Source organism: Vibrio sp. EA2, from assembly GCF_033042495.1.
In the GTDB taxonomy this organism is placed as follows: Bacteria; Pseudomonadota; Gammaproteobacteria; order Enterobacterales; family Vibrionaceae; genus Vibrio.
In genome coordinates, this window is record NZ_JAWLID010000022.1 from 18,337 (window position 1) to 31,748 (window position 13,412).

A 13,412-nucleotide genomic window follows, 5' to 3' on the forward strand; every position below is an offset into this window, starting at 1 on the left:
CTTTCTTACTTGGATTGGTATTAACTACAGCGACTAGCCATTCGTGCTCTCAAAGATTTTATCAGCGGATGCGGCTACAAAACCCGGGTAAAGTTCCCCGTTTTCCATTGGGTAGCGTTTGGCGAATTCGTAGAATCCACCCGGAATGATCTCAGAGCCGCCAGTAAAGCTTACTGCTACTTTATCCGCCATGGTTGAAGACTGCTCAAGCAACACTTCTGGAGAACCTTTAACTTCACCGCCTGACTCGTTAATCACAAATCCAGACTGACGTAAGTAATCGTTCACTTGCTTCACTTCATCGTATTGATTGAGTTGATTCACACTGACTGTGAAATGGTTAGCGCCATACCCATGTGCCGCCAGCCAGGATGCGTATTCACTTTCTTTAGCCAGAGTCTGGTAATCCGAAAAACTGAGATCCCATAAGCGGCCGCCATGTAAAAATGCGCTATCAGACAGTTTTTCTGCATCCACTTGCGCGACCAGCTTCGCCACAACCGCTTGTAGCTCAGGTGAACACTCTTCAACTTTAAGCTCACTGATGAACACTTTTGGTTGTTTAGGATCAGGATGCTCGTAGTGCTTCGCAACGAGTTTTTTACTCTCAAACACATAATCACCGCATGCCTTATAGCCAATGGCTAAGAACGGCTTAGCCAGCGTCTCAATACCAAGCGGCTCAACATTGAATGTGCGCAGTGCAATATGGTCATTAATCAGAGGCTCATCTTCCTGAAGAAGTTGATGAACTTTTGCAGCAGAGGGGCAAAGACGCTGGATATAGTCTTGCCATAACGATTCAAATAACACATCAGGGGTCATAACGGCTCCTTGTTACGAGATGTAGGCTAAGAATGTTGGCGGCTCGTTCACAGCTATAACACTGTCCAGAATAATGAACGAGCAGCCTAACCTGTGGCGGAATGTCAGTCAGTCGCACACTCATTTTTAATTATTTTCATGCCGATCTCATTAAGACTCCATACTTTAATGATGCATCGGCAATCCGAGCCACGAAGTACCGTCGTGGCTCTGTTGTTTGTTGTTGAAACTTAAAGTTCTACACCTGGGCTCAATGTCGCAGGCAGTAGTGTTTCGCCACCTTCCATTGATGCCATTGGGTAAGCACAGTAGTCAGCCGCGTAGTACGCGCTTGGACGAAGGTTACCAGAAGCACCTGGACCACCAAACGGCGCGTCACCACTTGCACCAGTCAATTGACGGTTGCGGTTTACGATACCTGCGCGGATATGGTCAACGAAGTATTCCCACTCTTGGTCATCAGTAGAAACTAAGCCCGCAGACAGACCAAAGCGAGTATCATTCGCCAGTTCCACTGCTTTTTCCAAGCCTTGGTAACGTACAACTTGCAGCAATGGGCCGAAGTATTCTTCATCCGGCAACTCAGCGATATTTGTCACATCAATGATGCCCGGAGAAACAAACGCCGCTTCACCCGCTTTCGCTTCGATTAAGCTCTCTCCACCGAGTGACTGTAGGTTAGCTTGCGCATCAAGAATGAACTTCGCCGCCGCAACAGAAATTTGTGGTCCCATAAACGGTGCTGGTTCTGCAAATGGTTGGTCTACGCGAATCTTATTCGTCGCTTCAACCAATTTAGTAATCAATGCATCACCTTTTTCACCAAACGGTACGTATAGGCGACGTGCACAGGTACAACGTTGGCCAGCACTGATGAAAGCAGACTGAATAATGGTGTACACCGTAGCGTCTAGCTCACCGTAGTTTTCAGAGATAACCATTGGGTTGTTGCCACCCATTTCGAGCGCCAGCATTTTTCCAGGTTGACCTGCAAATTGGCGGTGCAGAATGTGGCCAGTGTTTGCACTACCGGTAAATAGGACACCGTCTATACCTTTCGCATCCGCAAGAGCAATACCGGTCTCTTTCGCGCCCTGAACCAGGTTAATCACACCTTTTGGCAGACCTGCTTCTTCCCACAGTTTCATCGCTAGCTCGCCAGTCCAAGGTGTTTGCTCTGATGGTTTAAATACCACAGTATTACCCGCTAAAAGAGCAGGAACAATGTGGCCATTTGGCAGGTGACCTGGGAAGTTGTAAGGGCCAAATACCGCCATCACGCCCAAAGGACGGTGACGCAGAACGATTTGGTTACCCGCCGCTTCACGCGTAGCTTCACCAGTACGCTCATGGTAAGCGCGGATTGAAATGGCGATTTTACCTGCCATGGCAGCCGCTTCTGTTCGGGTTTCCCAAATTGGTTTGCCCGTTTCTTTTGCGATCACTTCAGCGATCTTTTCGCTGTTTTGTTTTACTTTTTCTGCAAACGCCAGCACGATAGCTTCACGTTCTGCAAATGGACGATTTTTCCAGTCAACAAAAGCAGCACGAGCCGCCGCTACGGCTTGATTTACTTGCTCAGCCGTCGCACCTTTGCCATGCCAAATCACTTCCTGGTTGTACGGAGACAGTGATGTAAACTCTTCACCCTGACCCTGTACCCATTCACCTGCAATCCAATGTGTCATTGTTACTATCCTTAAATTCTGTCGTCTGTTACTGCGGTAGAAGGCGAACGAAGTCCCCTTCCTCGACTAAAAGTGCATCGGCAAGTTCTGGTGCTAGCACAACGCTTTGCGTTTCAGCGTCATAAGCGGCTTTCGCTGCTGCAGCCCGGAAGTTCTCGAACGATGCGTTACACATCAGGAAGCTCCGCGTGCTGTTATGTGTTGCAACTTTTACACGCGCACGGAACGAGTGACGCACTGATTCAACATTACGTAAATCACACTCTACCGTTGGGCCTGCATCGAAAATATCGACGTAGCCACGGTTGGTAAAACCTTCACGCTCCAGAAGTTTGAGTGCCGGACGGGTATTGTCGTGCACCTTACCAATCACCGCTTGAGCTTCTGGGCTAAGTAGGTTGATATAGATAGGTAGCTTCGGCATTAAGTCTGCGATAAATCCTTTCTTACCAATACCAGTCAGGTAATCTGCAAGAGTGAAGTCAATCGAGAAGAAGTGCTCTTGCAACCATTGCCAGAATGGAGAATTGCCATTTGCATCAGAGACACCACGCATCTCAGCAAAAACGGTTTCAGAGAAACGCTCTGGATGCTCCGCCATCATCAAGAAACGACATTTTGACATCAGACGGCCATTCAGTCCCTGGCGGAATTTCTCACGCAAGAAAAGAGTACAGATTTCGCTGTTACCCGTGTAGTTATTACCAAACGTCAATAACTTCACTACATTGTTCACGCCTAACTTAGGCGAGGAGTGAACCACTTTACTGATGTGGTAAGAGTAGAAAGGTACATCCCAGCCAATAGATGCTTCGATTCCCGTCGTACCTGCAACTTCACCCGTTTCAGAGTCAAAGCCGACCATGAGGTAGCCTTCATCACCCGGTTCATTAACGTCCGGTTTGCCAAAGCTGTACTCTGAATGTTTAATTCGATTGGTTAACAGTTCTTCATTAACCGGTAGAGATGTAAATCCGTGACCAGATTCAACTGCACAAGTGTGTAGCGAATCATAATCCGACATCGCGATAGGGCGAACTACTAGCATCAATACTCCCTCCAGATGCAAGAAAATCCTAACTAGCCTTAACCAGGGATGAGAAAGTCGAAAACACTGCAACTTTCTTGTCGTTACTCCAACCTATGAGTCAGTGCTGTAAATTAAATGCACAACAAGGCAAAATCACCAGTCGATGCGAGTCTATTGTGGTGATTTTAACGCTGTTAGGCGCTAAAAGCGTTTAGCTGACTGGCTTAAAATATCCCGAGTTGAGGTTATGTATATTTTAGGAAAGATTCCCCCGTCAGAGATCCTTAACGGGGGTAAATATGTTGAAGATTATTCTGTTGTATCGCTTACACTAACGTAGCGATCGCTTTATCCAGCTTCGCCAGACCTTCTTCAATTTCTTCTGGTGTGATAACCAGTGATGGTGTGAAACGAACTACGTTTGCACCTGCAATCAGTACCATCAGGCCTTCTTTACCCGCTGCAACCAATACATCACGTGCACGACCTTTCCACTCATCATTCAGTGCCGCACCGAGTAATAGACCCTTACCACGCACTTCTGAGAAGATGTTGTATTTTGCGTTGATCGCTTCCAAGCCTTTACGGAACATTGCTTCACGCTCAAGAACGCCAGCTAACGTTTCTGGCTTAGTGACTTCGTTAACAACTGCTTCAGCTACCGCACATGCCAGCGGGTTACCGCCGTATGTCGAACCATGAGTACCCACTTTTAGATGTTCAGCCAGTTTCGCTGTCGTTAACATCGCACCGATAGGGAAGCCACCACCCAGCGATTTCGCTGTACTTAGGATATCAGGAGTAATACCAAGACCTTGGTATGCATAGAAGTGACCAGTACGGCCGTTACCCGTTTGAACTTCATCGAAGATAAGCAGTGCGTTGTGTTTGTCACACAGCTCACGTACAGCTTGAGCAAACTCAGGCGTTGGTGGCACGATACCGCCTTCACCTTGCAGTGGCTCCATCATCACAGCACAAGTACGGTCTGAAATGTGTGCTTGCAGCGCTTCAATGTCGTTATATGGTAGGTGTGTTACGTCACCAGGCTTAGGACCAAAACCATCAGAGTACGCTTCTTGACCACCCACAGTTACCGTAAAGAACGTACGGCCGTGGAAGCCTTGTTTAAATGCGATGATTTCTGATTTTTCTGGACCATGTACATCGGCAGCATAACGACGAGCTAGCTTTAGTGCCGCTTCGTTCGCTTCTGCACCAGAGTTAGCAAAGAAAACGCGCTCAGCAAAGCTCAATTCTGTCAGCGTCTTCGCCAGACGAAGAGCAGGCTCGTTAGTCATCACGTTACTTAGGTGCCAAAGCTTGTTGCCTTGTTCAGTCAACGCTTCCACCATCGCAGGGTGACAATGACCCAGACAGCTCACCGCAATACCACCAGCAAAGTCGATGTATTCATTACCTTCCTGGTCCCAGATACGTGAACCTTTACCTTTCACTGGGATCATTTCCATTGGGTTATAACAAGGTACCATCACCTCATCGAATAAACCGCGCTCTACTTTAATTTCCGTTGTCATCGCACATTCCTTCTTAATACCGCATGCTTAGCAGATAAGCGAACTTAATCGGTTCCCTTTACCAGCAAATAATGTTTTGCATTTAAGCTATTGCGGCATTGTATTTACATTCAATTAACCATTTCAATAGTGATTTATGCTTTTTATGCTGACACAAAACTTCCAATAATCACTACTCATGATTATTTATGCATGAAGAAACAAAAATAGCGAAGATTTTTTTTATTAAAGGTAGGTAATACAAGCGCTAGAAGATAAAAAAAGAAATGAATAGATTGGGAGAGAATAGCGAAACGCATAGTTTTGCAATACTCTCACAGCGCCTGAAAAATGAATTATTTGTTAAGAAAAGTGATCAAGATCAGATCATTTCACGCGCCAGAAAGTTAGCTAACAGCTCATGACCCTGTTCTGTTTTGATAGATTCCGGGTGAAACTGCACCGCATCAATCGGCAATGTCTTGTGTTGGTAACCCATGATTTCATCCATACTGCCATCCGCCAATTCGGTCCAAGCAGTGAGTTCAAACACATCTGGTAGTGTGCCATTTTCCACCACGAGAGAGTGGTAGCGTGTCACGGTAAGAGGATTATTGAGATTTTTAAATACACTGCGCCCATTGTGGCGAATTGGCGAGGTTTTACCATGCATGACTTGTCGTGCGCGTACTACACGACCACCAAATGCCTGAGCAATGGCTTGGTGTCCTAGACACACACCCAGAATAGGTAGCTTACCCGCAAAGTGTGTAATCGCCTGCAACGAAATGCCCGCTTCGTTTGGCGTACAAGGGCCTGGAGAGATCACCAAGTGAGTCGGATTCAGAGCTTCGATTCCCTTAAGGTCGATTTCATCATTGCGCACCACCTTTACCTCTGCGCCAAGTTCGCAAAAATACTGATAAAGGTTGTAGGTAAAAGAGTCGTAGTTATCAATGATCAACAACATAAGGTGTCGCTTGCTCCCAGTCCGTTTGGTGATACTGTCTCAACCACATATTTGTGATAATTGAGGGCGGTATTTTGCAACACCAAACCAGAAAGGCAAGTTTTTACTGAATAAAAAGCCTCTGTAATACGGCACTCGAAGACTAATCATGGCTAGCAGATAGAAAAAAGCTCCGCATTACGGAGCTTTTGAACAACTGGGGGGCTTATCTCTATGACTATGGGCGAGTCACAAAACCTACCGCTGCGTAAGCTTTTTTCAGCGTTTCTGCCGCGCGAGCCGATGCTTTTTCTGCACCTTGCTTCATCACTTCATCCATATAAGCGCGATCAGCACGAATACGGTGGTATTCAGCCTGAATTGGCTCAAGCATAGCAACAACCGCTTCACCGACGTCTTTCTTGAATGGGCCGTACATTTCTACGCCTTTGTACTTCGCTTCGATTTCTTCAAAGCTCATGCCCGTCGCCGCTGAGTACAGCCCCATTAGGTTCGCGATACCGGCTTTATTCTCAAGGTCATGGCGGATGCTCGGTGGCGTTTCAGTGTCTGTTTGCGCTTTGTTTATCTTCTTAAGAATCGACTTAGGCTCTTCAAGCAGCGTGATAACGTTCTTACGGTTATCATCTGACTTGGACATCTTCTTCGTTGCATCCTGCAGACTCATTACACGCGCATTAACGGTTGGAATGTACGGCTCAGGAACGGTGAAGATCGGGCTCTCTGGCGAGTAAATGTTGTTGAAACGCGTTGCAATATCACGTGCAAGTTCCAGGTGTTGCTTCTGATCGCTACCTACAGGCACCTGATGCGCCCCGTAAAGCAGGATGTCTGCTGCCATCAGAACTGGGTAATCAAACAGGCCAACGTTAACGTCATTCGCATAACGAGCCGATTTGTCTTTAAACTGAGTCATACGGCTCAGCTCACCCATCTGAGTGTAACAGTTAAGAAGCCAACCAAGTTGAGCGTGCTCTGGTACGTGTGACTGAACGAATAGCGTGCTCTTCTTAGGGTCAACACCCACTGCCAGACAGATCGCCAATGCGTCCAGAGTTGCTTCATGCAGTTCTTGCGGGTCTTGACGAACCGTAATCGCATGAAGGTCTACCACACAATATTGGCAATCATAATCGTCTTGCATCTGGTGCCATTGACGTAGAGCACCCAAGTAGTTACCGATACTTAGTTCACCTGAAGGTTGAACACCACTCAATACAATGGGTTTGCTCATTAGAATGATTCCTTTGACTTCTTAATCTAATTAAATGAAAAACCGCGCACTTTTTGATGCACGGTTAGCTCAGTGTACTCATTAACAAGTATTTTGGAAGATTTTTTGTCACGCTTATGCAGAAACGGCGACAACTTCCAATAATTCCGACATTTTGTCGGCGACAAAGTCCGGATTTGATGCCGAAATTGGCTCACCATGGTTATAACCGTAAGTTAAACCAAATGAGGTACAGCCTGCGTTTTTCGCGGCCAGGATGTCGTTTTTCGAGTCCCCGACCATCAGCATTTCACCTGGTTGAACCTGATGTTTTTCCATTAGCCAGTTTAGTGCCACTGGGTTTGGTTTTTTCTCAGGAAAAGCATCACCGCCTAACACATCGACAAAGTAGTGGGCAATACCGTGTTGTTCCAGGATATGCGGTACAAACTTAGAAGGTTTATTCGTTACCACAGCAAGAGTAAAACCCGCTTGGTGTAACTCTTCCAGAGTCTCTTTTACTGTCGGGTAAAGGTGACTCAGTTTGTGACCGCTCTGCTCGTAAAACTCATCAAACAGTTCTCGCGCTTCTGCACGTAGCTCGTCACTCAGTTCAGGGTTGATGGTCAGGCTTTGACTCAGTGAGCGACCAATCAGCACATCGGCGCCATTTCCCACGTAGTCACGAACTTGTTCAAATGATACTGGCGGATAACCAAGTGCCTGCACGGCTTGGTCAGCCGCAATGGCCAAGTCTGGTACGCTATCAAGCAAAGTGCCATCCAGATCAAAGGCAATGAATTTTATAGATTGTTGAGTCATAACTTCCCTACGCATGCGCTAAAAATAACAAAGGATGGTTGCCCATCCTGAGTATTGTATTGGTCATTGTTATTGTTCTACGTTTATTTTGCCGCTAATCGTTGACGAACCGCTTCAAACAAACAGATACCTGACGCTACCGATACATTCAGGCTTGATACACTACCTGCCATTGGGATTTTAATCAAATCATCACAGGTCTCTCGCGTCAAGCGGCGCATTCCATCCCCTTCTGCCCCCATAACAATGGCCAGTGGTCCGGTCAGTTTCGCTTGGTAAATATCGTGTGTTGCTTCACCAGCGGTACCAACAAACCAGATACCTTGCTCTTGCAGTGTACGCATCGTACGCGCCAGGTTGGTCACTCGGATCAATGGCACAACTTCAGCAGCCCCACATGCGACCTTACTAACGGTGGCGTTCATTGGTGCAGAGCGATCTTTTGGTACAATGATCGCCGCCGCGCCAGCCGCATCTGCATTACGCAGACACGCGCCGAGGTTGTGCGGATCAGTCACACCGTCCAACACTAATAAAAGCGGTGATTCATGTTGCGCCAGAATCGCGTCAATATCGTTTTCATTCAACTGCTTCGCCGCTTTCACGCGGGCAATAATGCCCTGATGGTTCGCGCCTTGCGCTTTATCATCGAGGGTTTTGCGTGTCATTTGCTGAATAGATACGCCACACACCTGTAAATCGTTCAGGATTGGCATCAAACGATCATCCTGGCGTCCTTTTAGCACGTACGCTTCAATAAATCGCTCTGGTTCACGTTCCAATACCGCTTTCACGGCATGAATACCGTAAATAAATTCGTTACTCATTTTTTAACCTGTTATTCTGGTGATACCTATTGGAGTCATCTCATCCGTTGGTATCTGTGCCTCAGCCAGCCCACTACAGACTGGCTATTCAGCCTACTGAGCGTCTCTTTTAGGTCGCTTAGTTTTCTTTGGCTTACTGTGTGGCTTTTTCTTGCTGGCTTTGGTTACTTTAGGCTTCTTCTTGCCTTCAGCATCACCATTCCTGGCACCGCGCTTAGGGCCATTACGTTGACCTCCTGCTGCCGTTTCTTCCGGACGCTTGGTCGGTTCAATAGCAGGAACGGCGCGCGCTGCTCCACCTTCTTTCGATGAAGAACGTGTCGCCACGCGTTTTTTCTCTTTGGCTTTACGTTTTGCTTCTGCCGCACGCTTCTTAGCGGTCTTACCTTCGCCGCGTAGCTTACGACTTGTTTCGACCAATTCAAAGTCAATTTGTTTGTCATTTAAGTTTACGGCTAACACTTTGACTTTTACCGCGTCACCTAAGCGATAGATATTACCGAAGCTTTCACCGATAAGTCTTTGACCAATCGGATCAAACTGGTAGTAGTCATTTGCCAAAGTCGAAATATGCACTAAACCATCAATATGCAGATCGGTTAAACGAACAAAGAAACCAAAACTGGTCACGTTAGCGATCACACCGTCTAACTCATCCCCAACATGGTCTTGCATGTACTCACATTTCAGCCAGTCGGCGACGTCTCGAGTTGCATCATCCGCCCGACGTTCAGTCATGGAACATTGTTCGCCATAGAAATCCATGTCATCAAACGAGTAATGATAACCACCGGTTGGTGTCCAGCGATCTTGATTTCGGCCTTCATGTTTAGCAATCAGATACTTGATAGCTCGGTGCAGCAACAAATCCGGGTAACGACGAATTGGCGAGGTGAAGTGAGCGTATCGCTGCAAAGCCAAACCAAAGTGGCCAGCATTGTCGGCGTTGTAAACCGCTTGTTTCATCGAACGCAGCAACATAGTTTGAATCAGTTCCTGATCCGGACGATCGCCGACCTGACTCATCAGGTGTGCGTAATCGGTTGGTGACGGTTCAAGACCACCGCCTAATTCCAGACCCAGCTCTGCAAGGAAGTCACGGAACCCCATCAGACGCTCTTCACCTGGTGTTTCATGGATACGGTATAACGCAGGCTCTTTGGCTTTTTCCACCAGCGATGCCGACGCAATGTTCGCCATGATCATACACTCTTCGATCAGTTTGTGGGCATCGTTACGTTCCACCGGTTCAATGCTCTCGATCTTGCGCTCTGCATTGAAGATGAATTTGGTTTCAACGGTTTCGAATTCAATCGCACCACGCTGCTCTCGCGCACTTTTTAGTACTTTATACATGCTGTGCAGTTCTTCCAGATGAGGAACCAGCGCTTTGTAGCGCTCACGCAGCTCTTCGTCCCCTTCCAGAATATGATGCACTTTGGTGTAAGTCAGACGGGCATGTGAGTTCATCACGGCTTCATAGTGCTTGTAACCCGACAGCTTACCCGTTTCTGAGATGGTCATTTCACACACCATACACAGACGGTCTACTTGTGGGTTCAGCGAACAGAGACCATTAGAAAGCACTTCCGGCAACATCGGAACCACCTGAGATGGGAAGTACACTGAGTTACCACGGTTGATCGCTTCTTTGTCGAGCGCTGAATCCGGACGCACGTAGTAACTGACGTCAGCAATCGCAACCCAAAGGCGCCAGCCTCCGCTTTTCTTCTTCTCACAGAAAACCGCATCATCAAAGTCGCGTGCGTCTTCACCATCAATCGTAACCAATGGTAATTCACGCAGATCGACACGACCCTCTTTGGCTTCTTCCGGAACTTCTTCCGTCAGGTTAGCGACTTGCTGATCAACACCTTCCGGCCATTCATGCGGAATTTGGTGAGTACGAATCGCAATTTGGGTTTCCATGCCCGGCGCCATGTTTTCGCCAAGTACTTCAACGACTTTACCCATCATGCCGCGCGAACGAGAACCACGGTCGGTGATTTCAATCACCACGACATTACCCATACGGGCGCCCGCTTTATGTTCATTCGGAATCAGAATATCCTGGCTGATGCGTGAATCATCAGGCACAACATAGGAGTAACCGTATTCAAGGAAAAAGCGTCCAACGATTTGGTCATTGCGCTCTTCAAGCACACGCACTAAACGGCCTTCACGGCGACCACGTTTACTGTTGTCAGTCGGCTGAACCAGGACATAGTCGCCATGAATAATGTTCTTCATCTGATGGTGCGGAAGTACAATATCATTATCCTTGCCGACGCTGCCTTCTGGACGCACCCAACCGTGACCATCTTTGTGGCCAATCACGTAACCTTTAATCATTTCCAGCTTTTCTGGCAATGCGTAGCACTGACGGCGGGTAAACACTAATTGACCATCTCGCTCCATCGCACGTAAACGACGACGCAACCCTTCGTATTGCTCTTCGCCCTCTAGCTTTAGCGCTTCAAACAAGTCATTGCGATTCATCGGAACGCCCGCTTGCTTTAGGAACTCGGTGATGAACTCTCGGCTTGGAATTGGATTTTCGTAGTTCTGAGATTCACGATCTGCGAATGGATCGTTTGGAATATTGTCTGACATAGGCACGCCTATCTAGCAAGGAAGGTATAGAGCTAGTATATCCGAGTCTCTTGATAAGCTACAGAAATGCTTTGAAAAAAGAATGATCGAGATCGGCACTAAGCAGACAAGATAGTTTATGGACGCTCTAATAAGATCAAAAGTTCAGAATTATCTGTGAGTAACTCTTCAATTGTGCAGTAATCCAACTCCGCCAAGAAGGCGCTTTTGGCTTTCGCCAACTTATCTTTTAGCCGGCAAGCTGGTGTGATATGGCAAAAGTCTGCGCTGCAGTTGACCAAATCTAACGGTTCCAGATCGCGGACAACACCACCAACCGTGATCTCAGCAGCAGGCTTCATTAAACGAATACCACCGTTTTTACCACGCACGGTCTGCACATAACCTAACTGCCCAAGTCGGTTAATCACCTTCACCATATGGTTACGTGATACACCAAATAAATCAGTCACTTCGGTAATGTTTGTTAACTCATCTTTTGGCAATGAAGCCAGGTAGATAAGGGTTCTCAACGCGTAATCGGTGAAGCTGGTTAACTGCATATTGCTATCCTCTTTAATAGCAAAAGTGTAAATCTTTTCTTGATTGAAAGATACATTTGAGATACAACTTTAAACATGCATTATAAATACAACTTAATTTAGGAAGACCCCATGCTCAGCAATCAAACCATTGAAATCGTAAAAGCAACCGCACCGCTTATCGCCGAAACAGGACCAAAACTGACTGCGCACTTTTATGACCGCATGTTTACCCATAACCCAGAATTGAAAGACATTTTCAATATGAGCAATCAGCGCAACGGTGACCAGCGTGAAGCGCTATTTAACGCTATCTGCGCCTATGCTGCGAATATTGAGAACTTACCGGCGCTGCTTGGTGCAGTAGAGAAGATCGCACACAAGCACACCAGCTTTTTGATCACTGCAGACCAATATCAAATCGTTGGCCAGCATCTGTTGGCAACCATTGACGAATTGTTCAACCCGGGTCAGGAAGTGTTGGATGCCTGGGCAGAAGCTTATGGCGTCCTGGCCAACGTATTTATTCAACGAGAAGAGCAGATTTATCAGGCTAATGAAGCCCGGGAAGGCGGATGGCGCGGCTTACGTGAATTCGAACTCGTTGAGAAACAACCGGAGAGTGAGCACATCTGCAGTTTTGTGTTTAAACCAACAGATGGTCACAATGTCGCGGGCTATAAGCCAGGGCAATATGTAGGTATCTACATCAACAGCGATAAGTTTGATAACCAAGAGATCCGCCAATACAGCCTCTCTTCTGCGGCACAAGAGAACACGTACCGCATCTCGGTTAAACGTGAACAAGACGGTAAGGTATCCAACTATCTGCACGATGAGTTTAACGTTGGCGATAAAGTAAAACTGGTCGCTCCGGCGGGTGACTTTTTTATGGACGTAGAATCGGACACTCCTGTCGTACTGCTCTCAGCTGGCGTAGGCTTAACGCCGACACTTTCTATGCTGGAGAGCTTGTCTGCGCACCAGGCGCCAGTAACTTGGGTACACGCGACGGAAAATGGTCAGCAACACGCCTTCAAGCAGCATGTGAGCCAGCTTGTTAGTTCCAAAGACAACATGAATGCGCTCGTCTGGTATAACCAACCAACAGCCAAAGATAAGCTTGGTGAAGACTACCATTTCACCGGCTTCGTTAATCTGAAAGAAATTGAAATGGCACTGAAGCAAACCAATGTTCAGGTTTACTTCTGTGGTCCTGTTGGGTTTATGCAATATGTCGCCAAGCAGCTGATCGACCTTGGCGTTCCGCAAGAACAGTTCCATTACGAGTGCTTCGGTCCACACAAAGTCATTTAAGACCAAAAGCCAAACCATATAAAAACAACAAAGCCCACATCGGTGGGCTTTGTTGTATGAAATCATTTG

General features: G+C 47.1%; 11 protein-coding genes. 1 reads left to right on the forward strand and 10 read right to left on the reverse strand.

Annotated features, from left to right (window positions below):
- Window positions 1-33: 33 nt before the first annotated feature.
- The 10 genes from RXX31_RS22990 to nsrR form a co-directional block, all read right to left on the reverse strand.
- Window positions 34-825 carry a DUF1338 domain-containing protein gene (locus tag RXX31_RS22990; RefSeq protein ID WP_317591971.1) on the reverse strand — a complete coding sequence of 264 codons (792 nt, stop codon included), beginning with the start codon at window positions 823-825 and terminating at the stop codon, window positions 34-36.
- Window positions 826-1,055: 230 nt separating this feature from the next.
- The gene (gene astD / locus RXX31_RS22995; RefSeq protein ID WP_317591972.1) at window positions 1,056-2,513 is read right to left on the reverse strand and encodes a succinylglutamate-semialdehyde dehydrogenase; all 1,458 of its coding nucleotides are present in this window, start codon (window positions 2,511-2,513) and stop codon (window positions 1,056-1,058) included.
- A 28-nt stretch (window positions 2,514-2,541) separates the two neighbouring features.
- Window positions 2,542-3,561, reverse strand: coding sequence for an arginine N-succinyltransferase (gene astA / locus RXX31_RS23000; protein ID WP_317591973.1), 1,020 nt, complete (start codon window positions 3,559-3,561; stop codon window positions 2,542-2,544).
- A 308-nt stretch (window positions 3,562-3,869) separates the two neighbouring features.
- A complete protein-coding gene (locus RXX31_RS23005) occupies window positions 3,870-5,081 on the reverse strand; it encodes an aspartate aminotransferase family protein (protein WP_317591974.1) in 1,212 nt (403 codons plus the stop codon).
- Between the two features lie 361 nt (window positions 5,082-5,442).
- Window positions 5,443-6,030 (reverse strand): aminodeoxychorismate/anthranilate synthase component II, encoded by a 588-nt coding sequence (locus RXX31_RS23010; RefSeq protein WP_317591975.1) that lies wholly within the window; start codon window positions 6,028-6,030, stop codon window positions 5,443-5,445.
- Window positions 6,031-6,247: 217 nt separating this feature from the next.
- Entirely contained in the window at window positions 6,248-7,264 is a 1,017-nt protein-coding gene (gene trpS, locus RXX31_RS23015) for a tryptophan--tRNA ligase (RefSeq protein WP_317591976.1), read from the reverse strand.
- Between the two features lie 114 nt (window positions 7,265-7,378).
- Window positions 7,379-8,065 carry a phosphoglycolate phosphatase gene (locus tag RXX31_RS23020; RefSeq protein WP_317591977.1) on the reverse strand — a complete coding sequence of 229 codons (687 nt, stop codon included), beginning with the start codon at window positions 8,063-8,065 and terminating at the stop codon, window positions 7,379-7,381.
- Between the two features lie 83 nt (window positions 8,066-8,148).
- Entirely contained in the window at window positions 8,149-8,892 is a 744-nt protein-coding gene (gene rlmB, locus RXX31_RS23025) for a 23S rRNA (guanosine(2251)-2'-O)-methyltransferase RlmB (protein ID WP_317591978.1), read from the reverse strand.
- A 93-nt stretch (window positions 8,893-8,985) separates the two neighbouring features.
- A complete protein-coding gene (rnr, locus tag RXX31_RS23030; protein WP_317591979.1) occupies window positions 8,986-11,505 on the reverse strand; it encodes a ribonuclease R in 2,520 nt (839 codons plus the stop codon).
- A 116-nt stretch (window positions 11,506-11,621) separates the two neighbouring features.
- Window positions 11,622-12,047, reverse strand: a complete 426-nt coding sequence (gene nsrR / locus RXX31_RS23035) for a nitric oxide-sensing transcriptional repressor NsrR (RefSeq protein WP_317591980.1) — start codon at window positions 12,045-12,047, stop codon at window positions 11,622-11,624.
- Window positions 12,048-12,158: 111 nt separating this feature from the next.
- Here nsrR and hmpA point away from each other — a divergent pair, with 111 nt between their 5' ends.
- A complete protein-coding gene (gene hmpA, locus RXX31_RS23040) occupies window positions 12,159-13,343 on the forward strand; it encodes an NO-inducible flavohemoprotein (protein ID WP_317591981.1) in 1,185 nt (394 codons plus the stop codon).
- Window positions 13,344-13,412 lie beyond the last annotated feature (69 nt).

Coding starts and splice junctions, on each gene's coding strand:
- RXX31_RS22990 (WP_317591971.1), bottom strand. CDS start 825: ATGACCCCTGATGTGTTATTTGAATCGTTATGGCAAGACTATATCCAG.
- astD (WP_317591972.1), bottom strand. CDS start 2,513: ATGACACATTGGATTGCAGGTGAATGGGTACAGGGTCAGGGTGAAGAG.
- astA (WP_317591973.1), bottom strand. CDS start 3,561: ATGCTAGTAGTTCGCCCTATCGCGATGTCGGATTATGATTCGCTACAC.
- RXX31_RS23005 (WP_317591974.1), bottom strand. CDS start 5,081: ATGACAACGGAAATTAAAGTAGAGCGCGGTTTATTCGATGAGGTGATG.
- RXX31_RS23010 (WP_317591975.1), bottom strand. CDS start 6,030: ATGTTGTTGATCATTGATAACTACGACTCTTTTACCTACAACCTTTAT.
- trpS (WP_317591976.1), bottom strand. CDS start 7,264: ATGAGCAAACCCATTGTATTGAGTGGTGTTCAACCTTCAGGTGAACTA.
- RXX31_RS23020 (WP_317591977.1), bottom strand. CDS start 8,065: ATGACTCAACAATCTATAAAATTCATTGCCTTTGATCTGGATGGCACT.
- rlmB (WP_317591978.1), bottom strand. CDS start 8,892: ATGAGTAACGAATTTATTTACGGTATTCATGCCGTGAAAGCGGTATTG.
- rnr (WP_317591979.1), bottom strand. CDS start 11,505: ATGTCAGACAATATTCCAAACGATCCATTCGCAGATCGTGAATCTCAG.
- nsrR (WP_317591980.1), bottom strand. CDS start 12,047: ATGCAGTTAACCAGCTTCACCGATTACGCGTTGAGAACCCTTATCTAC.
- hmpA (WP_317591981.1), top strand. CDS start 12,159: ATGCTCAGCAATCAAACCATTGAAATCGTAAAAGCAACCGCACCGCTT.